The organism is Gracilibacillus alcaliphilus (assembly GCF_016909015.1).
In the GTDB taxonomy this organism is placed as follows: Bacteria; Bacillota; Bacilli; order Bacillales; family Amphibacillaceae; genus Gracilibacillus; species Gracilibacillus alcaliphilus.
The window spans coordinates 111,857-136,303 of the sequence record NZ_JAFBFA010000006.1; the positions used below are offsets into that span (position 1 = coordinate 111,857).

At 39.4% G+C, this 24,447-nt stretch carries 22 protein-coding genes and 1 tRNA gene; 13 read left to right on the plus strand and 10 right to left on the minus strand.

What is annotated here, in order from left to right; translation table 11 throughout:
* Positions 1–164 precede the first annotated feature (164 nt).
* A complete protein-coding gene (locus JOD18_RS06790) occupies positions 165–1,355 on the minus strand; it encodes a M14 family metallopeptidase (RefSeq protein WP_204668190.1) in 1,191 nt (396 codons plus the stop codon).
* 90 nt (positions 1,356–1,445) lie between these two features.
* Complete coding sequence (locus JOD18_RS06795) at positions 1,446–2,045, minus strand: TetR/AcrR family transcriptional regulator (RefSeq protein WP_204668191.1); 600 nt, start codon at positions 2,043–2,045, stop codon at positions 1,446–1,448.
* A gap of 489 nt (positions 2,046–2,534) precedes the next feature.
* On the opposite strand from JOD18_RS06795, the gene JOD18_RS06800 reads away from it, so the two are divergent.
* From JOD18_RS06800 to larB, 6 genes are all read left to right on the plus strand, one after another.
* The gene (locus JOD18_RS06800) at positions 2,535–3,461 is read left to right on the plus strand and encodes an AEC family transporter (RefSeq protein ID WP_204668192.1); all 927 of its coding nucleotides are present in this window, start codon (positions 2,535–2,537) and stop codon (positions 3,459–3,461) included.
* A gap of 16 nt (positions 3,462–3,477) precedes the next feature.
* Entirely contained in the window at positions 3,478–4,749 is a 1,272-nt protein-coding gene (locus JOD18_RS06805; protein ID WP_204668193.1) for a nickel pincer cofactor-dependent isomerase, group 22, read from the plus strand.
* A gap of 18 nt (positions 4,750–4,767) precedes the next feature.
* Positions 4,768–5,538, plus strand: a complete 771-nt coding sequence (locus JOD18_RS06810) for an SDR family oxidoreductase (RefSeq protein ID WP_204668194.1) — start codon at positions 4,768–4,770, stop codon at positions 5,536–5,538.
* A gap of 23 nt (positions 5,539–5,561) precedes the next feature.
* Positions 5,562–6,374, plus strand: coding sequence for an ATP-dependent sacrificial sulfur transferase LarE (gene larE / locus JOD18_RS06815; RefSeq protein WP_204668195.1), 813 nt, complete (start codon positions 5,562–5,564; stop codon positions 6,372–6,374).
* 184 nt (positions 6,375–6,558) lie between these two features.
* Positions 6,559–8,022: a gluconokinase gene (locus JOD18_RS06820; protein WP_204668196.1), complete on the plus strand. Its 1,464-nt coding sequence runs from the start codon at positions 6,559–6,561 to the stop codon at positions 8,020–8,022.
* A 216-nt stretch (positions 8,023–8,238) separates the two neighbouring features.
* Positions 8,239–8,985, plus strand: coding sequence for a nickel pincer cofactor biosynthesis protein LarB (larB, locus tag JOD18_RS06825; RefSeq protein WP_204668197.1), 747 nt, complete (start codon positions 8,239–8,241; stop codon positions 8,983–8,985).
* A gap of 125 nt (positions 8,986–9,110) precedes the next feature.
* Here larB and JOD18_RS06830 read toward each other — a convergent pair whose 3' ends face one another.
* Both JOD18_RS06830 and JOD18_RS06835 read right to left on the minus strand, forming a co-directional pair.
* Positions 9,111–9,452 (minus strand): DMT family transporter, encoded by a 342-nt coding sequence (locus JOD18_RS06830; protein WP_204668198.1) that lies wholly within the window; start codon positions 9,450–9,452, stop codon positions 9,111–9,113.
* Positions 9,453–9,475: 23 nt separating this feature from the next.
* Positions 9,476–9,799, minus strand: a complete 324-nt coding sequence (locus JOD18_RS06835) for a DMT family transporter (RefSeq protein ID WP_204668199.1) — start codon at positions 9,797–9,799, stop codon at positions 9,476–9,478.
* A 446-nt stretch (positions 9,800–10,245) separates the two neighbouring features.
* Between JOD18_RS06835 and JOD18_RS06840 the strand changes: the two genes are divergently transcribed.
* From JOD18_RS06840 to zupT, 3 genes are all read left to right on the plus strand, one after another.
* Positions 10,246–10,728 carry a PH domain-containing protein gene (locus JOD18_RS06840; protein ID WP_204668200.1) on the plus strand — a complete coding sequence of 161 codons (483 nt, stop codon included), beginning with the start codon at positions 10,246–10,248 and terminating at the stop codon, positions 10,726–10,728.
* Entirely contained in the window at positions 10,718–12,208 is a 1,491-nt protein-coding gene (locus JOD18_RS06845) for a PH domain-containing protein (protein ID WP_204668201.1), read from the plus strand. The genes JOD18_RS06840 and JOD18_RS06845 overlap by 11 nt, the downstream gene beginning before the upstream one ends.
* A gap of 257 nt (positions 12,209–12,465) precedes the next feature.
* Positions 12,466–13,275: a zinc transporter ZupT gene (gene zupT, locus JOD18_RS06850; protein ID WP_204668202.1), complete on the plus strand. Its 810-nt coding sequence runs from the start codon at positions 12,466–12,468 to the stop codon at positions 13,273–13,275.
* Between the two features lie 70 nt (positions 13,276–13,345).
* Here zupT and JOD18_RS06855 read toward each other — a convergent pair whose 3' ends face one another.
* Positions 13,346–13,480, minus strand: coding sequence for a lmo0937 family membrane protein (locus JOD18_RS06855; protein ID WP_204668203.1), 135 nt, complete (start codon positions 13,478–13,480; stop codon positions 13,346–13,348).
* Positions 13,481–13,681: 201 nt separating this feature from the next.
* On the opposite strand from JOD18_RS06855, the gene JOD18_RS06860 reads away from it, so the two are divergent.
* Positions 13,682–13,755: transfer RNA gene (locus tag JOD18_RS06860), tRNA-Gly, on the plus strand.
* A gap of 291 nt (positions 13,756–14,046) precedes the next feature.
* On the opposite strand, the gene JOD18_RS06865 is transcribed toward JOD18_RS06860, so the two are convergent.
* The 4 genes from JOD18_RS06865 to JOD18_RS06880 form a co-directional block, all read right to left on the minus strand.
* The gene (locus JOD18_RS06865; protein WP_204668204.1) at positions 14,047–15,000 is read right to left on the minus strand and encodes a glycosyl hydrolase family 18 protein; all 954 of its coding nucleotides are present in this window, start codon (positions 14,998–15,000) and stop codon (positions 14,047–14,049) included.
* A 143-nt stretch (positions 15,001–15,143) separates the two neighbouring features.
* A complete protein-coding gene (locus tag JOD18_RS06870) occupies positions 15,144–16,895 on the minus strand; it encodes a polysaccharide deacetylase family protein (RefSeq protein ID WP_204668205.1) in 1,752 nt (583 codons plus the stop codon).
* Between the two features lie 21 nt (positions 16,896–16,916).
* Positions 16,917–18,743 carry a glycosyltransferase gene (locus JOD18_RS06875; RefSeq protein WP_204668206.1) on the minus strand — a complete coding sequence of 609 codons (1,827 nt, stop codon included), beginning with the start codon at positions 18,741–18,743 and terminating at the stop codon, positions 16,917–16,919.
* Between the two features lie 39 nt (positions 18,744–18,782).
* Positions 18,783–20,183 (minus strand): polysaccharide deacetylase family protein, encoded by a 1,401-nt coding sequence (locus tag JOD18_RS06880; protein ID WP_338029502.1) that lies wholly within the window; start codon positions 20,181–20,183, stop codon positions 18,783–18,785.
* A 461-nt stretch (positions 20,184–20,644) separates the two neighbouring features.
* On the opposite strand from JOD18_RS06880, the gene JOD18_RS06885 reads away from it, so the two are divergent.
* From JOD18_RS06885 to JOD18_RS06895, 3 genes are all read left to right on the plus strand, one after another.
* Entirely contained in the window at positions 20,645–22,345 is a 1,701-nt protein-coding gene (locus tag JOD18_RS06885) for an ABC-ATPase domain-containing protein (RefSeq protein WP_204668207.1), read from the plus strand.
* 100 nt (positions 22,346–22,445) lie between these two features.
* Entirely contained in the window at positions 22,446–23,585 is a 1,140-nt protein-coding gene (gene queG / locus JOD18_RS06890) for a tRNA epoxyqueuosine(34) reductase QueG (protein ID WP_204668279.1), read from the plus strand.
* Positions 23,586–23,615: 30 nt separating this feature from the next.
* A complete protein-coding gene (locus JOD18_RS06895; protein WP_239587970.1) occupies positions 23,616–24,155 on the plus strand; it encodes a methylated-DNA--[protein]-cysteine S-methyltransferase in 540 nt (179 codons plus the stop codon).
* A 40-nt stretch (positions 24,156–24,195) separates the two neighbouring features.
* Here the strand turns inward: JOD18_RS06895 and JOD18_RS06900 are convergent, their stop codons facing one another.
* Positions 24,196–24,354 carry a hypothetical protein gene (locus JOD18_RS06900; RefSeq protein ID WP_204668208.1) on the minus strand — a complete coding sequence of 53 codons (159 nt, stop codon included), beginning with the start codon at positions 24,352–24,354 and terminating at the stop codon, positions 24,196–24,198.
* Positions 24,355–24,447 lie beyond the last annotated feature (93 nt).

Sequence of the window (24,447 nt, forward strand, 5' to 3'; positions counted from 1 at the left end):
AAGACTCAAAAACCCCCATAACTGGAATGGGGGTTTTTATGATGAAATAATGAGGAAGATAGAGGACTCAGCTATGAAATATTTGAATTCGTTATAACAGAGAATGCAACTTTAATAGGGGAAGCGATCGCTAGCCGCCAGCAGGTAGGTATCCTTTCTGATAGTTACATATATAACGTGGCCAGCATAATTCCTAAGGTATCTGCATAAATCTCATCAAATTGACTAATCGGAAGGGGGTTTACGCCAAGCCCTAATTCCACGGTAAAGCCGGGATGCCTAAACTCCTGGATAAACCAATCTTTATATCCGGAAAAACTGTCAACATACTGTACTGATTTATAACCGCTGACACGTTCGTATTCATCTGCAATAACGTAAGATGCTGCTGGTTCTAGTCTTTGAATTCCCCAATAGAATTCTTGTCCTTGCGTATGAAAGGCATTCATAATATCAAATGGTTGCTGTTGTGCCAGCTCAGCCATCGCAATTGACTCCGGCTCAGTTAAGGGAGCATAGTCAGGAAAATCCCGCGGTTGTGGGGAATCTGGTTTTCTAGCTGCATCAATTTCCCATAATGCTGGAAATTGATTATTTAAATCAACCCCATTTATATTTGCTTTCCAATCAGAGAAATCCTGATTTCCTTGATTTATTTCCAGTACACTTTCTTGCTTATCTCCAGCTGCTTCTGCCCCAAATAACACTAAGTCGACCCCATCTGCGTTTACCATTGGAACAAGTGATAACGTGTTTTGTGAAAAGTAAGGCAACATATCCAAACCATTGATAGGCTGTTGGTTTGTTAAGGCCAAAGCATATTGATTCGCAAATTGCATAATAACCGGTGTAGTAATCCATTCATTGGCATGAAAAGCACCGTTGATATGTTTTTTTCGTGCCCCGGTTCCAAATTGTAATTCGATTATTTCCTTCCCTAATACGGTTTGACCAATCACATTTTTCTGAATAAATGGATAAACTTCTATCAATTTGTCGATATCTGCCTGCATTTTGGCATAGGAATATTCGGTAACATCTGTAACAATGGCATGTTGGACACGAACTGGACTGGCGATGCTTTGTCCAGGCTGTAAATTGTCTGCTATAGAAGCTGTATTTAGTAATAATAATTGGTCAAGAGGGATTTGCTGCTGTTTAGAAATCTTCCAAAAAGAATCATGCACTTGAATCGTATAGGAAGCAGTTTCGTATCCTGGAATATTGATTTGCTGACCGATTTGCAAGGAAACAGCTGAGAGATGTGGGTTAGCAGCAAGAAGCAAGGGGAGCGGTATATTAAATAATTGACTGTAATACCATAAGCTATCATTGGGACGTACGGTAATCCTCATCTATGATGACCTCCAGCTTTTAGAAAGTATTATAGTATATGAAAGTCTGGTTCATTTCATGAAAGAAGACAAGAGATCGATCTCTTGTCTTTAAAAAGTTGCTATATGCTGGTCTGTCTTGATCAGTTTTAAATCTTGTTCGTAGTTATAGATCGCTGCTTTTAAAGGAATCATTTGTGAGTGTGTTTCAATGAAGTTGTGTACCATAACAGAAGAAATAACTCGAAGCAAATGAAAGAAATAGTCCTTGTTTTCAATCGGATTAACAGCCAATTCTAACTGTTGCTGGTATGCTTTCTCGTTATCAATCGTAAAAAAATGACTGATTAATTGATGAATCTTGCCATTCATATTTAACAGTGCATGAGTGAATATCGGAAAATGTTTACTCTCTTTGAGAAGTATAGCATAGAATTCCGTAGTAGCCGAATAAATAACCCCATCATGTTTCTCTAACAGTCCTGTAAACAAGTTAGCAACTTCCCTCATCTGTTGTTCAAGTGTATAATAATAGGCATCCTCTAAATCAGAAAAATACTGGTAGAAACTTCCTCTGGGTATTTCAGCATCCGCTATAATACGGGCAATCGAGGAATCATTTAACGAATAAAAAGAAAATTCTTTGTAAAGAGCCTGATCAAGCTTCCATCTTTTTTTACCGGGTAAATTATAAAATGTGTTTTTCGGCATTTTATTCACCTCTTTCTTCATCAAAAACTAACTATTACAAAATGTTATAGCAATTATATCGGCAGCTTTTACGAAATGTTAAATATATATTTTACATTAAGTTGAATTTAAGGTTTGAGTGCGCTCGTTTTTTTGACTTTTCCCAGAACAAAAAGACATCTGAACCTCGATGGTTATATGAAGATATGACATCACATTTTATTATAAGAGCATAAGGCCGGAAATAGAGAGAATAAATCAACCTATTATTCAGTCATTTTCTTATTTTGTATAAAAAAGCTCTGTTTATTCCCTTTGTTAAAAAGTTATGATAAAATAGAATAACAACGTTGTTAAAAATGAAATAAAAACAAATGAATGTAGCGATTGAAGAGCCGATATTGTCAAATTAGTCTGATGCAATGCTATACTATAGCTTATCAGGGACTGGTAACTTGCATAGGTTTGTCTTTCTCGGTACCTGTGTCCTAACAAAAGGGTGGTGTGTCGTTGACAGAGTTTATATTTATTTTTCAAGATGTCATTCTGCCGGTATTTATATTATTAGCCATAGGATTTATCTTACATCTTAAATTTCAATTAGATTTGGGCACATTAGCAAAATTAAATATTTATTTTTTGGTGCCAGGCTTTATCTTTGTCCGATTATATGAGACAACTATTGATGGACAGTTATTTCTTTATGTTTTTGGCTTTTTCGTGTTATTGGTAGTTACGCTCTTCATTGTTGCGGTTATTATAGCTAAATGGTTAAAGATCACAGATGGAAAGCGGACAACGTTTACCAATAGTGCCATGTTTTTTAATTCTGGCAATTATGGCGTACCAGTAAATGATTTAGTTTTTCGAAGTGATCCGTATGCCATGTCGATTCAAGTACTGGTCTTAACACTTCAGAATATTTTTCTGTTCTCTTATGGTATATTTACTTTACGGGCAGCAAGAGATGGCAAGTGGAAAGCGGCGTTAGGTTATTTTCGAATGCCTGTCCTATATGCGATGTTAGCAGGCGTCATGCTTAATATTTGGCAGGTACCAATTCCAGATCCGATTTGGACTTCGGCAAGTTATATCGCTGATTCAATGGTAGCGCTTGCGCTTGTGACTTTGGGTGCACAAGTAGCCAGAATGAAATTTATTAAGGGATTAGCAAGTGTCTACGCTAGTATTGCTCTTCGTTTAGTTGGAGGACCTATTATTGCTTATGTCATTATTGCATTTGCCTTCCGACTAGAAGGAGTATTGGCTCAGGCATTACTGATAGCTTCTGCCATGCCGACTTCTGTTAATAGTGCAGTGATCGCTGAAGAGTACAACAATCATCCAGATTTAGCAGCGCAGACGGTACTTTATTCTACCGTGGTAAGTATGTTGACTGTAACGGCAACGGTATATGTTGCCCAGCACATATTCTAAATAAGGAGTGAAGAAAATGGGGATTTTAGAACAATTGGTGCAGGATATACCGATACCAAAGATGGTAAAGGTAAAGCAGCATTTCGATAATCAGCAAATTGATGATTTAACACAAGAATTATCAAAGCGATTACATACTGAACGTATTGAGCAGCGAATACGTCCGGGTATGGAAATCGCAGTGGCAGTCGGAAGCAGAGGATTAGATCGAATTGTTGAAATGACAAAGGTAACGGTTGACTTCTTGAAGGAGCAAGGTGCGGCACCCTTTATTGTCCCATGTATGGGAAGTCATGGAGGGGCAACAGGACCTGGACAGAAAGCTGTTCTTGAACATCTGGGTGTAAAAGAAGAAGTGGTCGGGGCAGAAATTCGTTCTTCGATGGAAGTCATTAAAATTGATGAACTGGAGAATGGCCTGCCTGTGTATATAGATAAGCTTGCTTCTGAAGCAGATGGTATCGTAGTGATTAACCGGGTGAAACCTCATACAGCCTTCAGGGGACCCTACGAAAGCGGAATTATGAAAATGATTAGTATTGGACTTGGTAAACAGAAAGGGGCAGAAGCTTGTCATCAGTTAGGTTTTAAGCATATGGCTGAATATGTTCCTGCAATGGGCAAAGTAATTCTTGATAAAATGCCGATATTATTTGCTATTGCCACGGTAGAGAATGCCTTTGACAAGGTAGCTCGATTAGAGGTGCTTTTGCCAAATGAGATTGTAGAACAAGAGCCAGATTTACAGAAGTTAGCGAAAGCTTCCTTACCAAAGCTGATGTTTGATCAGATTGATGTACTGATTATTGATCAAATAGGTAAGAACATAAGTGGAGATGGAATGGATCCCAATATCACTGGGAGATATCCAACACCATATGCTTATGGGGGGCCAGAAGTTACCAAGATGGTTGTGCTGGATTTAACCGAAGCAACCGAAGGGAATGCGAATGGGGTAGGAACAGCTGATTTCACGACTGAACGTCTAGTAGATAAAATGGATCGTGAAGCAACCTACGCAAATGGATTAACTTCTACTGTTGTAGGCCCAACCCATATCTCTACCGCTATGCCTAATGAAAAGGCGGCTATCCAAGCGGCAATTAAGACATGTAATATTTTAGATTTTCATAAGGCTAGAGTAGTGCGCATCAAGAACACTTTAGAAATCGGGGAAATAGAAGTTTCGGAGAATATGTTAACAGATGTAGCAGAGAATGAGAGCTTAGAAAAAGCATCAGAGGTATATGCATGGCATTTTGATCAAGAAGGCAATTTGACACAATAATTTTAGGAGGTCTATGATATGAGTTCTTTATTTGATTTATCAGGAAAAGTAGCAGTAGCATTAGGAGGTAATAGTACACTTGGAGGTGCAATGGCCAAAGGGTTAGCAGATCATGGAGCAAAGGTGGCAATTGTAGGACGTAATATGCAAACCGCAGAAGAAGTGGCACAAACGATTAAGGAAAGTGGTGGAGAAGCAAAGGCTTTTCAAGCAGATGTCAGTGATCTGTCAAGCATTGATCGAGTAATTGGTGAGATTGAAGCATGGTCAGGCGGCTGGGATATCTTGTTGAACGCCCCGGGTATGAACAGTACCACCCCATACCTTGAATTAGACCCAGAAGAATGGGATCAAATTATGGATGTCAATCTGAAAGGAATCGTATTTGCTACACAAGCTTTTGCCAAAAAGATGATCGAACAAGGCCGAAGTGGCAGTATTATTAATATATCTTCCGTTTCATCAACGACACCTCTTTCTAAAGTATTCACCTATTCGGCTTCGAAGGCAGCTATTAATAGTGTGACACAATATTTAGCAAGAGAATTTGCGCCATATCACATTAGGGTAAACGCAATTATTCCGGGCTTTTTCCCAGCAGAACAGAACAGGAAGATCTTAAGTGAAGACAGAGTGCAATCGATTATGGGCCATACCCCTATGAAACGCTTTGGAGATCCAGAAGAATTACAAGGTGCAACTGTATACCTTGCTTCTGATAAAGCAAGCGGCTTTGTAACCGGAGAACTGCTTCGGGTGGATGGCGGCTTTGGCAGTATGACGATCTAAAAGGTAAAGGAGAGAGGCAGAACATGATAGAACAGAAGCAGCAGTCACTTATTTCTATCCTTCAGGATATGAAAAAAGTTGTCGTCGCCTTTTCTGGCGGCGTAGACAGTACCTATTTATTGAAAGTGGCGGTAGAGGCGCTTGGAACCGATCATGTCCTGGCAGTTACTGCAGATTCAGAAACCTATCCAACAAGTGAATTAGAAGAGGCAAAGCGTTTAGCAGAACATATTGGGGCGAGACATCTAGTTATTGAGACAAGTGAACTAGCCATTCCAGGTTATACAGAGAATGATAAGAATCGGTGTTATTTCTGCAAAAACAGCCTGTTTGATCATTTAGTACCGATTATGAACGAAAAAGGTTTTGAGAATATCGTATATGGCGTTATTGCTGATGATATGAGTGAGTATCGTCCAGGAATGAGAGCGGCAAAAGAGCAAGGTGTGCGCGGTCCATTACAAGAAGCTGATTTATATAAGGAAGAAATTCGTGAGCTATCGAAGCGTTTAGGCCTGCCTACTTGGGATAAACCATCTTTTGCTTGTTTATCATCACGGATTGCCTATGGTGAAACGATTACTAAAGCCAAACTGACAAAGGTAGAGAAATCAGAGGCCTTTTTGAAAACCGTTGGGGTAAGACAGGTGCGGGTAAGGACACATGATAATATCGCACGAATAGAGGTAGAACCTCAAGATATGGATCTCATTTTGAGAAATCATACAAGGATTACAGAAAAACTGCAGAGTTATGGTTATCAATTTGTTACAATGGATTTAGTTGGATATAAAAGTGGCAGTATGAACCGGGAATTATCTAAAATAAAGAGTTAATCGAAAAGTAACGAAACGATTGCTTTGCTGCCAATAGGATAATTACAAACAAGTAATGAGATTGCTGTCTCCCAAAGTCTGATAATGGGTGACAGCTTCTCATTGTGGCGACAAGAGGTACATCGGTTATAGTTCTCATTATGAATTAGCTCAATGTTATGAAAAGAGTACAAAGGAGGATATCATGGAGGAATTAGTGATAGGTCTGGATATTGGTACTACTAGTGTGAAAGCTATTGCCTTTGACTTGCAGGGGAAGGTGGAAGCAGAAGCGGAACAGTTAATTGATACATATTATCCAAGTACATCTTATGTAGAACAGAATCCGCTCGAAGTAGAAGCAAGTACTCAACAAGTATTAAAGGAGATTTTTCAAAAGGTCAACCAAGATAAAGTAGTGGCGATTGGGATATCTTGTGCTATGCATTCGCTTATTTGTGTGGACGACAAGGGTGAGCCTTTGTCTAATATGTTAATATGGTCAGATGGGCGCAGCAGTGAACTTGCTGACTCATTAGATCCAACACTAAAGAAAGCAATTTATAGTAAAACAGGCACCCCGATTCATCCGATGTCACCATTGCTTAAGTTAATGTGGATGAAAGATAATCGTTACCAGCCCTATCAAGATGCTGCATTTTTCATGTCAATGAAAGAATATATATTATACAAGTGGTCCAAACAGCGAGTGATCGATTATTCGATGGCTTCGGCAACAGGTTTAATGAATATTTATAGTTTGGATTGGGATGCGCAAGCATTGGAATTGGCAGGTATCGACCGAAGTCAATTATCAGACATTGTTGCCCCTACAACTATGGTAACCGATATAGATGCAACGATTAAGACGGCTTTAGAATGGCCTGCTGATGTACCATTAATTATTGGGGCAGCTGATGGGCAGCTTGCTAACTTAGGCGATGGGGCAATTAAGCCAGGTGAAGTTGCAGTATCTGTTGGGACGAGTGGAGCTATCCGTCAATTAATTTCTGGCCAGCTCGTTAATGATAATGGCGAAACCTTTAGTTATGCCTTTACCAAGGATACCTCGATTGTTGGCGGTCCTACTAATAATGGCGGAATAGCTTTACAATGGCTGAAGAACGTAATGGAGTTTGAGGGAACACATCAGGAGTTTCTGGCAGGTGCAGAAATAATTGAGCCGGGCGCTGACGGCCTGTTGTTTATTCCATATGTAAATGGGGAACGTGCTCCGGTTTGGAACCAACAAGCGCGAGGTAATTTCTACGGTCTGAATATGACACATAAACGCACACATATGGTAAGAGCTGTTCTGGAAGGAATAGTTTTCAATTTATATACGATCAATCAATCGGTAGAAGAAATTGCCGGTCCGCCAACTACCATTTCGGCAAACGGTGGATTAACAAAATCTCCACTTTGGGTGCAGATTTTGGCAGATGTCTTTGGAAAGCCTGTACAGCTTGCTGATACACATCATGGAGCAGCTTGGGGAGCAGGGTGGACTGCGCTAGTAGGTATAGGACGTGTAGAATCTTTCGAACAAATTAAGGAAAATATACCGATTAAACAGGTTGTTCAGCCAAACATGGAGCGGCATCAGCAATATCAATCAATTGTAAAAAAATACCAAAAATTGAATGGAGCAATTCAATCATTTTTTTGATAGACTAAGAAGATATACTATAAGAAGCGGGTTTTCCTTCTCTACAACAGGTTTAGTGAAACCTATCTCCATGCTGTTGCTGATGTTACCCTTTTCAATGATAGGACGGTATGGACTGTTAATACATGATAAATATGAATTGTTTAGGTATAAAGTATTGGAAGTAAGTCTATTTTGCTATAGATTTATAGTTTTTCTAAATAAGGGAGTGAATATATGCTAGAGAAGGTCCTGCAGCAAGTGGCAAATGGACAACTTTCTGTTCATGAAGCGCAAAAAAAGTTAGCAACTTTTGAAAACTTAGGCTTTGCTAAGGTTGATCATCATCGAAAAAAAAGACAAGGATTTCCTGAAATTATTTTTGGGGAAGGGAAAACGGCAGAACAAATTATCGATATTTCCCGGGCAATGATCAAAAAAGCGGAGGACATTTTAATCACTAGAATAAAAGCAGACAAGGCTGCAGTCATTTGTCAATCCTTGCCCTCCTTTGAATATGATGAAACCAGTCAAATATTATTGATGAAAAATAGTACATTCAAACCATCCTATAAGGGCTATGTCTCCGTTGTTTGTGCAGGGACCTCTGATTTAGCTGTTGCAGAAGAGGCTGCCAAAACGGCAGAAGCCTTTGGTGTAGAAGTAAGACGTTTTTATGATGTGGGTGTAGCTGGTATTCACCGGCTATTGGCACATATAGAAGAAATTCAACAAGCAACCAGTTCGGTTGTTGTAGCCGGTATGGAAGGGGCATTACCTAGTGTAGTAGGCGGTTTAGTAGCCCATCCTATTATTGCCGTTCCGACTAGTGTGGGCTACGGTGCCAATTTTCAAGGTTTGTCTGCTTTATTAACGATGCTTAATTCATGCGCATCTGGAGTCAGCGTAGTCAATATTGATAATGGATTTGGTGCAGCTTATAACGCGGTGATGATACATAGAATTGCTAATCAATCCATGTGATTGGGATAGAACAAAGGGATTGTTATGGAAAAATCCGATTCGGTTCAGAACATTTTAAATAAAAATATTAATCATAGAGCGGTCAATCTATTGGTTGTTCGCTCTATCCATATGTCGACACTAATTTAAAGTGTTGTCGCTGTCTCATTACTTTTCGCTGTGTTTAGTACGACTACTCCGCTTATTATGAGTAAGATTCCAATTACTTTCAATATGCTTAACACCTCACCCCAAAATATAACACTGATTAATACTGTTAGTGCGGTTCCTGCCCCAGCCCATATGGCATAGGCTAAACTTAATGGCATCGTTTTAAGTGTTAATCCCAGAAAGTAAAATGAAAATCCATAGCCAATAATTGCTGCAAAAGAAGGAAATGGTACCGTAAAACCTTCTGATATTTTGAGCATAGTGGTAGCAAATACTTCTGTTATAATTGAGATGATTAAAAAAAGATATGTCTTCATCATGTACCCCCTCTTTTTCTGTATTAGTGCACGCCACCCAAGTTCAAGAGAATAACTCCTCCAATAATCAGGCTTAATCCAATAAATTTTTTACTGTTGAAGCCTTCTTTATACAGGATTACACCTGCTAAAGCAGTCAAGGCTGTTCCTAATCCTGACCAAATAGCATAGGCCATTCCAAGAGGGATTATCTTTAAAGATAAGGATAGTGTATAAAATGCTATCCCGTATCCCATAATGATAGCCAGAGTAGGCAGGAGTTTTTTAAAGCCATTAGAAGCCTTGAGCATGGAACTTCCAAATACTTCACCCACAATGGCGGTTATTAAGAGTAAATATCCATTCATAGCTGTTCCTCACTTATTGTCATATTCATTAGATGTTGAATTAATTTTTAAAAATGTATTCACCTAAGGCTCAGGAGGTCAATTATCATAGAGAGCTATTTTATTGTATCGTCTGGACGGATTTTTTACAATATAAATATAGCGTTATAAGCATGGTGCTAATCGTCTATAAGCCTCACTTCAACATTTACCGTCAAAGCCTTCTTGGTGAATCTAGTTCTATTTTGCAAAGTTACATATAGAGCTGTAAGAAGAGAAATGGATTTGAATTAGCTGCAGCTTGTCAATCTGTACTTTTCATGATGAAATAATTCTGCCATAATAAAGTCAAGTTTTCATTAGATAAAATCTTGTGTTGTTTGCGCAATAAATGGAAAGATAATTTCTATTTATTTGAAACCTATGTATGTTTATTCACGTATTATTAATTAGAAGGAGTGAAATATATGAGAGAACAGCCAAATGTAAGGATTGCCAAAGATGCCATCAAAGCCTGGCAATTAACGGCCCATTTATTTGCCATTATATCTTTTATCATTACCATTGCGGCAATTGTACTATATTTCTATGTGGACTTTGTGCCAGGATGGTTAGTACTTGCTATAGCAGGTGTGACCATCGTCGAATGGGTTGTTACCGCCTTTATCATACCAAAGTTGAGATGGCGCAGATGGCGGTATCAAATTTATGATCAAGAGATCTACATACAGCATGGTATATTAATTGTAACAAGAACGCTTGTACCAATGATTCGTGTGCAGCACGTAGACACACAGCAAGGCCCGATTCTAAAGAAATACGGACTAGCAACATTAGAAATATCAACTGCAGCTACCACACACCAGATTCCCGCTCTATTAGAAGAAGAGGCTTCAGAATTGCGGGACCAAATTTCTGAATTAGCAAGGGTGGAACAAGATGATGTCTGAGCCAAAACGATTGCACCCAGCTGCCATGATATTTAATATTATTCAAGCCATTAAACAATCTGTTCTGGGACTTTTACCTTTAGTAATTATTGCGCTCACGAATGGTGTCTTGTTAATTGTTATGGTTATTAGTGCGGTAGTGTTGTTGGCAGGGGTAATTTTAGTAAGCGTGTTGTCATGGTTGCGGTTCACGTATCAGCTGGAGGATGACCAATTAAGAATTGAAAGAGGTATATTGATCCGGAAGAAACGGACCATCTCCAAGCACCGCATTCAGTCGATTGATTTATCACAAAATGTGATTCATCGAATTTTTGGTTTAACAAAGGTACAGATTGAGACAGCAGGAAATGATCCAGCAACTGATGCCGCTTTATCGGCTGTATCAATGGCAGAAGGGCAAAGACTGCACGATGAATTGAAGTATAAAAAACAAGTGCCAGAAGAACTGGAAGCAGATCTAGAAGGCCAAGAAGAAGAGCAGCCAGCACTGGTACAGCCTGATCCAATCGAGGAGACCGAACTGCCGCGGCGTAAGATTACTCTGAAAACATTACTAATTGCTGGTTCAACATCAGCAAGCTTTGGGATATTATTAGGTATCTTCGGGGTGGTATTTTCTCAAGCAGAAGCATTAATCCCGGACGAGTTTTATAGTGATGCCAGCCGCTGGGTTTTGTCTCTAGGTGCCCAACTTATGATTGTACTTGGGATAGTAGTAGTTATATTCTTATGGTTATTAAGTATTTTGCAAACCGTTATCAAGAATTGGGATTTTACGATTACACGTTATGAGAAGGAATTATTTATTACCAGGGGACTATTGGAAAAGAAACAATCAACGATCCCATTAAAAAAAATTCAGGCGATAGGTATCAAGGAATCTATTGTTCACCAGCCATTAGGCTTTGTTTCAGTTTATGTAGAAATAGCCAGTGGGGAAGTCAATCAGAACGAAGAAATGCATACGCTTATTTTCCCATTAATGCGCAAAAAAGACTTGACGTCTTTCTTGGCGGAAATACTGCCTGAATATTCGTATGAGACGGAGCAGCTTGTTTCTCTGCCCAAAAAGGCACTGCCTTACTATCTTGTTAGATCGGCGATTATTCCGTTGCTTGCTACAATTGGGGTAGGGATTTTCTTCTTGTCATATATTTGGATTCCACTTATTATACTAATTATTGCCCTGTTATATGGTTTTGCGTCATATCATACAGCTGGCTATGTCATTGATGATCGTCAGATAACCGTGCAAAGCCGTATATTAGGTAAGGACACAGCAATCATTAAGCAGCACCGTGTTCAAGCATTAGCAAGAAAACAAAATCCTTTACACCGTAAACAAGCTCTTGTCAACATGGACATGGCCATTTTGAATAAAATGTCTGGCCGTCATTTTATCATTAGGGAATTACGTGTCGAAGATGGTAATAAAATAGCAGATTGGTATTCTTACCAAAAAGAATCCTCTTCCTGACAATATTTGAACAAAAATTCACTTTATGAATACGGCACCTCTAATATGGTTTAACAGCCTTGATTTTAGAGGTGTTTTTATTTGCTGGTTTAAGAAGCAATGCGATCTATCAAACACTCCAAAGAAATAATTCATAAAAATCTTGACGTATTTTTGTATACGGTGTAATATTTTTCCTAGAAGAAACTATTTTAGGCGAGTCGCATATACTGTCTACAAAAGAATGAGATGGTCTGAAAAAGAGGTGAGAGGGTCAGTTGGATTTTGATGGTAATATATTAATAGCATTCGGTCTTACATTGATGGCTGGTTTGGCTACAGGAGTAGGCAGTTTATTAGCCTTTTTTACATCGAATACAAATACAAAGTTCTTATCCTGGGCATTAGGGTTTTCAGCAGGTGTGATGATTTATGTCTCTATGGTAGAGATCTTTGTCAAGGCTGAGGAATCATTAGTGGCTGGTTTAGGGACCGGTAAGGGACAATGGGTAACTGTCATTAGTTTCTTTGCTGGCATGGTGTTAATTGCCTTAATTGATAAGCTGATCCCCAAACAAGGAAACCCGCATGAAGTCAAAAAAGTAGAAGATATGAATAAAAGTCCAAATGGAGACGGCAATTTATTAAAAATGGGGACTTTTACCGCATTAGCGATTGCCATCCATAACTTTCCGGAAGGGATCGCTACGTTTACTGCCGCACTGAAGGATCCTATGTTAGGCATACCTATTGCCATTGCCATCGCTATTCATAATATTCCAGAAGGGATTGCCGTGTCTGTTCCGATTTATTTTTCAACTGGTGATAAGAAGAAGGCCTTTCGCCTATCTTTTTTGTCCGGTTTGGCAGAGCCGATAGGGGCAATCGTAGCCTTCTTGTTTTTAATGCCGTTTTTAAATGATGTCTTATTTGGTATTATCTTTGCCGCAGTGGCAGGTATTATGGTATTTATTTCACTTGATGAATTGCTGCCAGCTGCCAAGAAGTATGATCAGGCCCATACATCTATTTATGGATTGATAACAGGGATGGCAGTGATGGCGCTAAGTATCCTGTTATTTATTTAGATTAACTTGCACAGCTAATAACGAAACAAAGGCATTTCAACAAGTCGCAGAAAGGAAATGCCTTTGTTTATCATTTTCTGATCAACTTTACAATCAGAACAATTAATGCAATCACTAACAAAAAATGAATAAGGCTGCCGGCCACATTAAATATAAATCCTAGCAGCCAGAACAAAACCAAAATACCAATAATCGTCCAAATCATCTGATCACTCCTTATGTTTATTACAGTACGGGCTTTTATCATGAATAAGGAAGAAACTCTTTCTTATTGCATGATTTCTTGTATTTAACAATAGTTTACCCAAGTCGACAATTTTAAAACTTTTTTTCGACAACTATTGCAAATGAACGTGTAGATTGCTATAATAATAAGCGTGGTTCTGATTAGTGAAACAATGAATATGCGGGTGTAGTTTAGTGGTAAAACCTCAGCCTTCCAAGCTGATGTCGAGGGTTCAATTCCCTTCACCCGCTCCATACATAGGGGTGAACGTAGTGTTTCGTTTTAAATGAGGCATTACGTTTTTTTATTGTCTTCGTAATACCAAAAGGCAACTGTATGAATGAGCTTATAAACTTCTAAATCAAGCTTTGGTCATGACTTTCTCCATAAGAACTGCTGCTAGGACAAGTTTATTCTCATGATTTTATCTTCTATTTAGGTGAAATAGAACAAAGCTGAGGTGTATTTGTCGAAAAGAAAGGAGAGCCAACCCATTTTATGGATTTACTCTCCTTTCTTTTTTGCACTATACTTCTGATTTAGGTTTAGTTTGGCTGTATTTCATCCGGCAAGCGATTGATCTGGTCAATAGAAGCCTTAGATAAACCTCCTGTCCGCCAAAAAGAAAAGGCATTATAATTTCCATGTGATGTGAGGTACTGTACCCAATTTTTTATAGTTGTTTCATCTGCATACCAAACCTCTGTGTCAGCACCTTCATCTATTACGGAAAAGGTCATTGCGTCACTTGTTGCATCACGGGTTTGTTCTGGGTGATGCTTGTCTATTAATCGTTGTATTTCCTGTTCTGTTAATGCCTTAATATTGCCATCGGCCCAACTAAATCCACCGGTAGACAAGGCAATCTGAAAATCATTATCTTGATGAGGAAAGTTAGTAATAATTTCATCCAAAAAACGATAGTCTGCTTTGGGTCCAGGGCCACTGTGATAACCATATAGGTTATATGCCATCACAATATAAGCAATCCCATTAGGCAAGTCATATTGTCGGCTGGGAAAGGTAGGCTCTAATACCACTCGAAGTCTTAACCCCTCTTCTTGAAGTTCATCTCTCAACTCTGTAAGAAATAGAATAAATTCAGGGACTAAGGAGTCCGGAATCTTCTCATAATCAATTTCAATTCCGTCAATAGCTAGTGGTTTCACATAATCGGTAATTTCCTTGATATGGACGGAGCGGTTTTGTTCTGAAATTAACAGTGCCTGTAATAAGTCAGGATTTTTTTGAATAACTGAGCCGTCATGTAAGAATTGATCATTAATGATGCTCAGATAAATCTCTTTTTGCTGAAGTGAACTTTTTAATGTCTTATCAATTAAGCTTTCAGTATTTTGTGCTGGATACAGTTGTTGATCTTGATTAAAGTATGTGCCAAACAATAGGATGTCATCAGTAGAAGAGAGCATTTCTGCCTCTTTCAAGCTCTCTTCATGCATCCAGTCTACTAACCAGATGGAAGTATGAATCTTATTCATTCCTTCCTCATTATTTGAGTGATGACCCCCTGGTAGGGCCTGTTCTTTATTCAGTGAACAGCCACTAAGTAGTAGGAGTAAGAATGAGAGGATCAGCAGAGACCGTATCATCATACTTCCATCTTCCTTTCTTAAAGAGGTTGTTAAAAAGTTTCAATAAAGAAGTCAATTACTTCTGAACTTCTTTTATCTATGATGCGATAAATAGTTTCGCCTTCGTCAGTAACAGAATAGATGGTGTTTTCACCAGATGTAATTCGCAAATCTTCAACGATAGAGTCATAAATTGTATCTTCACTCCGTTGATGAGAGGTATTTAACTTGATGCTTTTTCCAGCCAATTGCAGCTGATAACTATCTGCAGCATAAGCCAGCTCTATTTGCTTTACAGTATTACCATCTATTTTGATAAGCAGATTTCCCGGTTCCATTTCCAATGTAAGGGAGCGCTTGTTTGCCAATGTCAGCGGATAATCTTCTTCGTCAATCCTTGATCCGCTTTGTGTATCATGGTAATCGTAGGTAGTCGCCTTATTAAAGGCATAATCTTTGCCGCTCCACGAAACCTCGCTTAACGGTTCTTTATATAATAATTCTACCTGATTTTTTTGGTTTGTTTGATAAATATATAAGGTGTTTTTCTTCAGCATGATCTGAATTTGGTTCTGTTGGTCGCTAGACTGGAGGTATACCGTCTGTTCTCCCATTATATTGCCTTTTAAGCTCATGTCAGCAATAAAATGGTTGGGTAATGCTTGTTTTAAAGTTGCGACTACTTCTTTATTAGGCTGAGAAGTAAGGATAATTGACGTATGATCAAATTCAGCTGCTCCACTGGTTAAATCCCAGTGTTGCGCTGTCTCTGCATCTCCTTGTTCAAAGTCAATCGCCCAATTATGATCATCTTGAATCTTCATTAATAAATGATTGACCGGCCAGTGGGGGGCTACTGGCAAACGGTTTAAATTATATATATCTGTGTCTTTATCATTATAAGACTCCCAATCTCGATTAAAATGAAAGGCAAAGGTATCTTTAATCATTTTATCATTAATACGTTCTACCGCTTCATTCATACCATTATAGAGAGAATTCGCGTGCATGATGGCGTAAGCCTTTGGCATTTTATCAAAATCTGCTTGATAAATATCCTGCATTTGCTGATAATCTTCGATAATCCTTGCTTCCATTTCTTTGCGGGTTTCTTTCGGGAGCATATATTCATCACGCAAATAATCCATCAGATAATGATTATAGTACTCCATCTGCATTTTATCAGGGATATCATTCTCATCAATTTCACCCAAATATGCTCCGTCCTCGTTGAAAATATTAGTATAAGTTAACCGATATCCATTGGAACCAAGCTCCCAGTATCCGCTATTCATCATTGGGATTAAATCTTTAGGTTTAAGGAATTTGGTATCTCTCGTATCCATTTTATTGGCATACGTAAACATTGTAGCTCGATAGTTCAGTTCTTCCAATGTCTTTTGGGCAAAGATACTCGAATCGGTCCGGCCATCTTCAAATGAAAGGAATAAAGCCTTTTCTGGTAAAGGAGTGCCATTCTGATAGAAATCCAATATCTGTTGCTGTGAAATAGTTTCAAATCCCTGTTGTTTTAAAACTGTCAGATGCTTGTTCAGTTCATCCTTCGAAATATGTTTCGCCGATCCGCTGCGGTCCACGCCAAAGTAAGATAAGGCAATAAATCCATGATCATTCGTCAGTTCACTGCTGGAGACAGTTTGAAATTTATTAGTAAAGAAAATCGCCTGCACTACAATGATCAACAGTAAGACAATCATTATAGACTGCACGATGACACTGATTACTTTCTTGCGGTTTTTTCTTTTGACATTGAGTTTCGTATTTTTACCAAACTGAAACATGACTTCCTAACCTCCTTTCGATTACCCATGTTGTCTTTTTTTCCTGCGCAGCGCTTTTTTAAGCTCCTTTTTTTGCCGTGCTTCGACATCTTGCGGGGTTTCCCGTGTCCCCCATGTTGATTTCCAGAAGGTAACCCATGCAACAGGCATTTGCCATAGCAGGATAAATTCATAGTACATGACAAATACAAAACCGAAGAACCATAACGTACTCTTACGGAAAAACAAATGGGCAAAACTCATCATTAATGCCATTACTAGTAATCCCACGATAAAGGTGGTAGGGAAGATGCCATGCATAAGCGGTACATACAGTAAATTAAATGCAACAACAACAGGGGCTGCAATGGGAACAATTAATCCTACAAGAAAGAAAAGCTGCATAAAGGGCTCTTTTTTGATCATAAAAGTCAATGCCCGCAGCGATTCTCTTAGCCAAGACCGCTTCCAGCGCATTTGCTGCTTAAGAAAGACATGGAAATCAGACGGTACAATCGTTGAACAGACTGCTTTGTCCTGATAACCAGTCCGATGTGTTTTTAAGATAAAATTGGTCATACTGCGGTCATCGCCAAATGTGGCAGGATGCCCCAAGAAGCGTTGATTGAGCCATGCCTCAGCATTGTCCAATACCAACGATTTCCGATAACAAGAAAGCGGTCCGGATAAACATGTAACACAATCAAACGTTGCTTCGGCTGCCTTCATGATACGGAAGGCAATGTAATAACGTACAGTTTGTAATTTCGTCAGGGCATTGGTGAACTTATTCTCTACTTCTGTTCTGCCGGATACACCGCCCATTTTCGGATCTTGAAATGGCTGAACAATGTTCCGGATCGCATTTGGCTCTAAGAAGCTATCAGAATCTACAAAGACAACCAATTCATGAGTAGCTGCTTTTGTACCTTCTACCAATGCTTCTCGCTTCCCGGCATTCTTAGGTAATTGGATAAATTTCAGCCGTTCTTCTGTTTTAAAACGATGGCCTTCTCGATATATTTTTGCGACTGTCTCTTTTATTTTCTCTACACTGCCGTCTGTCGAACAATCGTCAACAATAATAACCTCTAATTTATCAATCGGATAGGTTTGATCGATACAGCCTAAAATGGTTCGTTCTATCCATTCTTCCTCATTGAAAACAGGAATTACTATACTTACTCCTGGTTCATAAGAAAGGTTGACTGGCACATTGCGATAAACCATCCCGAAAACATAACGGCTCAACAAAAAGGTAGCGGCTATTAAACTATAAAAATACAGAAACTTATTAAACTTAAAATAGATAACACTTTCAGTTCTCATAAGAATAACGATTAACATCATGAAAAAGAGGAGCAGACTTGCTGTAAAAATCGATAAGCCCCATCGCCGCTTTTTCAAATAACTCTCTAAGGATTGTTCAAACTCAAAAGCACAATAAGTATAGGAGGCGGCATTGGTTGTTTCATTAAAATGACGTACTACCTTACCCTGCAATTTGAACTTTGCTTCATATCCCTCTGGCATGGCAGCCGGAGGGATGGTGAATGTTAGTTTAGCATTTTTATTTGCTTCCAAATCTTGTTTTAAATCAGCGTGTGGTATCTGTACTAACATCCCTGTATTAGAGATGTCTACACAACTGGCCTTTACTTTACGTCCATGTAGTCGTACATTTACGGGAAACTTTGCCATATAACGCTTGCCGTTCATTCTTGCTTGATAGGCAGTATTGGGATTCGTCTCATCTTTCATTAAATTTCCTCTGCGATCAAGCGTTTTTCTAATACCATCTGGGTCAGGAATATTGGACAGAGTACGCCGGTCTTTTTTAGGTACAGTTAATTTTTCACGTTTTGCCATAATCGTGTAGCTGGTGCAAGCAGCCTTCCTCCTTTTCCTTTATTGGCTAACCCATTCAGATATTTTCTTGAATTCGTAGCCTCGTGATTGCAGATTTTCAATAACGCGTGGTAAAACCTGAATAGTATGTGATTCATCAAGAATATGCAGACCGATAATACTGCCTGGTTGTACGTTATCGACGATGCGGTGATAAATTTCGTCTTCTGGCCGGTTAAGATCCCAATCTAATGAAGCAATATCAAAGAGAATAATATAATCCACACCTGTAGCAGTTATAGCTTTAGCTGTTCTGTCATCAATTAAACCTTGGGCCGGCCTAAAATAGTTTAAAGGTTTTTCTTGCAGAGCTTCTGTAAGAATTTGGTCATTCAAGACTACATCTTCTTGCAATTCTTTAGTACCCATTTCCGTAATTACTTGATGATGATAGGAGTGACTGGCTACTTCGTGTCCCCGTTCTTCTATTAAACGGGCTAGCTGCGGATTGATTTCCACTCCGCGGCCAATGACGAAAAAGGTAGAAGAAATTTGATATTGATCTAAGATATCCAAGATCTGCGACAGAGTTTCATCACTTGCCCAATCATCAAAGGTTAACGCAACTTCTTTTTTATCTGTTGCAAATTTTCGGATAATGTTAGGCTGTACCTCTTTATAATCCAAGTTTACTTGTAGATTGTTCGTGACCGGTATCACTTCTTCATTGACATAATTTCCTTTCATCACCTCTTCTAGTGTGTTTAAGGTATAACCCTTGGCTGCTGCATTTTGTTTGATTAATTCAAGTGATTGGATGACTTCTGGATTAAGATAAGTGTTTAATTGAATCACAGCGCCCCGGTTGGTAAAACGGTCAATATAATCAGCTATTTCCGCTGCACTTTGCATCTCCCCATCATTTGGGTTAATCGTATTGGTTACCACACGCATATCCAACTGGGCGGCGGCCTCTTCAAAAGCAGTTGATGTATCTCCAGAACGGCTTCTGACATAAGCGGGTTTAAGTTCTAGTTCTTCTTTAAAGACCTTATTGGCTAAGAATAGTTCCACATATGCCTGGTCGTAATCATAGTCTTGAATCAGTACATGATTTAGGGTGTTATTTTGAATGGTGTGTCCCTGTTCGATAATTTGCTGCACTAGTTCTGGTTCTTCAGCCACTTTCATCCCTTGTAGGAAGAAGGTAGCATGTATATCTAACATTTTTAGCTGGTCTAACAATCGCTTCATGGTTACTTGATCTGCCAACCCATTAAAGGTCAGAGCCATCTTTTTTTCAGTAGTTTGAATGTGATTAACAGGTGGGAGAGGAGTCTTTTCGTTTACAGCTATTTCAATTTCAGGTTCAATGGCCTGGATTTCAGACTGTTTGTTACTACAAGCTGTCAGACTTAGGGAAATGAGGCATGCGAAAAATAAGAAGAGTAACTTTTTCACTGTTATACATTCCTTTTCTAATAAATTTATTTGGTTTTTCAGGGTGGTGAGATAGAAATGGTAAAGACAACTTGATAATTTATTTGATTATACCTCTTAAGTGATAAATTGAATATATATTTAAACAAAATAGTAGTAAATTTAGTGCCATTATCACATATTATATATTCATTTTGTCAGCCTGAATAATATTGAGGGATGTTAATAGTTTGGGCTTTTTTAGAGAGCCGTGCATGTGGAATAGAGAGTGTTGTGAAATTCACGTGTACTCTTGAACGGAGATGGTTGCTTGAAAAGGCCAAGCTATACAGTCAGAAATCAAGTGGTTTTCTCCATATTTTTTATTGGTACATTTATGCTGATAAAGAGATGGTGATGAAGGCATAGACGAAACGCTTGCCTCGCTGGATAATTAATTGTATCCTAGTCGATGACGATACTTAAAGAGGGGTTATAGATAGATGAGAAAACTAAAGCAACTCTTACGGGATATAGATGGAAAAAGCTACAAGGCATATAAACAATTAAAAGGAAGCTATCACTTCCAGTCTTATCAAATAACTATAGATTATGTGCAAGGAGATCCGTTTGCAGCACCGTCAAAAATAAGGGTGATCATCCCGCAAAGTAAGCGCCCGTTGAAACGCCAATGGATTGACAATAAGCAGCGAAATATATATGTGTCTGACCGTATTGCCAGATCTGTAGCAAAGGAAATAGAAGATCAATCAAGCAAGGTAAGGGGATCTGGCAAAAGTGGACTGATCTTGATTGATAAACCAGGTCAAGAAATTATCGAACGGACAGCTGTTCAAATGAAACAAAAAGAGACGGTGATCTGTTTGTCTATCGGATTACCTGCCAGTGGCAGACGGGTGTTAGGCAGAGAAGCAGAGAAACTGTTTTTTCAAATGATACCAGCAATTATCAAAAAAGGTTTCTTTTCCATAAGTGAAGCCATATTGGAGGAGAGTGCCCAGCTTGCTGATCAGCATACTGCGATCAGAGAGGCAATGATTAAGCATAACTGGATCGCCTTTATTGCGGATGGCGCTATTCTGCCAAGGGTCAGCGGTGTCAGCAATCGACCTTTGAAACAGGCTGTCCCCTTTAAAAGTCCCAGCACTGACCGAGTGGAATTAATGATCCCGCACCGTGATGAGCCCATGACGGGCATGGCAATAAAGCCGGGGATCAATCTGATTGCAGGCGGAGGTTACCATGGAAAGAGTACATTACTGCAAGCATTGGAACGAGGAGTCTACCATCATATTCGCGGTGATGGACGAGAATATGTTCTTACTGACCCGAGTGCAGTAAAGATCCGTGCGGAAGATGGACGGCAAGTAACTGCTGTCGATATCTCGCCTTTTATTAATGACTTGCCACATGGCCAAGATACAACGGCCTTCTCCACAGAAAATGCGAGTGGAAGTACATCACAGGCGGCAAATGTAGTCGAAGCTATAGAGGCAGGTGCCAGCACCTTATTAATTGACGAAGATACAAGTGCCACCAATTTTATGATCCGTGATGCACGTATGCAGGCTTTAGTGAGTCAGGAAAAAGAACCGATTACGCCATTTATTGATCAGATCCAGCAGTTAAGAGATCAATTACATGTCTCCGCCATTATTGTAATGGGGGGATCTGGAGATTATTTTGATGTAGCTGATGAAGTGTGGATGATGGATCATTATCTGGCTTACAATGTGACGGCAAAGGTCAGCGAAATTGCCAAAAAACACCCCATCTCTCGCCAAGCAAGTAAGCACTCTAACATCAAACAGCAAAATAAGCGGATCTTTTTGCCTGAAAGTTTATCTTTAAACAAAGGTAAGAAAAAACAAGTGCAGGCTAAGGCACTAGATACTATTGTAATGGGTAGAACCGAAATTCAGCTGCAATATGTGGAACAGCTTGTTGATGCTTCGCAAACAAGGGCGATTGCCGAGATATTGCGATATCTAGAGTCACATAACGTGCTACAACGGAAGCAGAGTTTATCGGAGTTATTGGACGATATCGAACAGATCATAGATCGATCGGGGTTGGCTGCCTTTGCGCCCTTCCCGGATCAACACCCAGGTGAGTTAGCACGTCCACGCCGTTCAGAAATAGCTGCTTGTTTGAATCGGATGCGGACAGCGAAGATTATGTAATAAAGTATCGGTGTTGCAACACGATGTTGCGAACTTAACCGATGATGGCCCTTTTTACCGAACTTTTTGAACACGCACTTATAGAAAAGAGGTGAGTATGCTGGCATACCAATCATTGAAACAAGAACTGATTCAGTATAGTAAGGAAATTGGGATTGATCAAATCGGCTTTGCTAGTGCAGATGACTTTGCCGAATTAAAGTCAAGGCTGCAGGAACAACAAGAAGCAGGTTATGCCTCTGGGTTTGAGAAAGGTACGATAGAGGAACGGACCGAGCCGAATCGATTAATGCCAGGAGCGGAATCAATTATCGCTATTGCACTTGCTTATCCTACGAGATTGAAAAATGATGTCAAGAGTGGCAAGGGAAATCGCAGAGGCATGTTTTGCCGTGCTTCATGGGGGACAGATTATCATCTCGTTTTACAAGAAAAACTTTCCCAATTGACAAATTTTTTGACAGAACGGGTGCCAGGCTTTTCCTCGCTTTCGATGGTGGATACCGGCGAATTATCTGATCGGGCAGTCGCAGAGCGCGCCGGTATTGGATTTAGTGCCAAAAATACATTTATTATTTCGCCGCAATTTGGTTCGTATATTTATTTGGGCGAAATGATCACGAATATCCCCTTTACACCAGATAAGCCGCTTGCTGAAGGATGTGGAAGCTGTACCAAATGTCTGGATGCTTGTCCAACTGGTGCCCTAGTGGAACCAGGCCGCTTAAATGCTCAACAATGTTTGGCGTTCTTAACCCAGACAAAAGGCTTTTTACCAGATGAACATCGAGATAAGCTGGGGAATTTTATTTATGGGTATGAAACTTGTCAGGTAGTATGTCCATACAACAGAGGTGTCGACTATCATCACCATGAACAATTTGAACCAGACCCTGATTTAGTTAAACCGCGGTTACTCGATTTATTAACTATTTCCAACCGGGAATTTAAGCGTAAATTTGGAAAAATGTCAGGTTCGTGGCGAGGCAAGAAACCAATTCAACGTAATGCCATTATTGCCCTTGCTCATTATAAGGAAGTAGCAGCAGTCGATCAGCTAATTGATTTAATGCAGCATGATCCACGACCAGTAATCAGGGGAACAGCCGCCTGGGCGTTAGGGAAAATTGGTGAACCAAGCGGAATTGCTGCCATTAGAGAAGCTATGGAAACAGAGCAGGAGCAAGAAGTGCTGGCTGAAATGAGAAAGGGACTAGCCTATCCGCAGAAAGTAGAATAAGGGATGGAGATGGTTCACATGACGAAATGAATGAGTAGAGGAGAAGTAATGGATTGTATTTACTATGTCAACTATACATCACCAATAGGTCCGCTAGTGTTACTCAGCTATCAAGGTCATTTGATCTATGTAAAATACGGCAGTATGGAAAGTTCCAAGGATAAGTTAACAGCTTGGTGCAACCGGCATCAACTCCCGGTCAGGTTTGTCGAATCAACAGAGACTTTAGCTCAGGTTATTAAGCAATTAGATGAATATTTTGCGCAAAAGCGAACAACTTTTTCCATTCCTTATCAGCTATATGGTACCCCTTTTCAAAAAAAGGTGTGGCAGGCATTAGCTACTGAGGTGACATATGGCAATACTTGTACCTATCAAGATATTGCGGTTGCGGTCTCATCACCTAAGGCAGTCAGGGCAGTCGGTGGGGCGAATAACAAGAATCCAATTTCGATTATCTTGCCTTGTCACCGCGTGATTGGAAAGAATGGCAAACTAGTTGGGTATGGGGGAGGAATGGACAAAAAACAGTACCTTCTAAACCTTGAACAGCATAAAAAAAGAAGGTAAACAGAGCCTTCTTTTTTTTATATATATGAACAGTTATATCTTATCCCTCTTCTTGGTTGGAATCTTCGCTTGAATCAGGAGCTTTTTCTAATGGGGGCGGTGTTTGATTATTATGCTGCTGTTGTCCGGCACCCATGCACCCACTTAAACCACCAAGCATTAATGTGGATATGCTTAACATCGCTAACCACTTCTTCATTAAAATCCTCCTCATTCGTTATTCATTACATACATACCCTAATTGTCAGTGAAGTAATCATCTTCTGGGAAAATATTTTTCTTCTTTTAATTA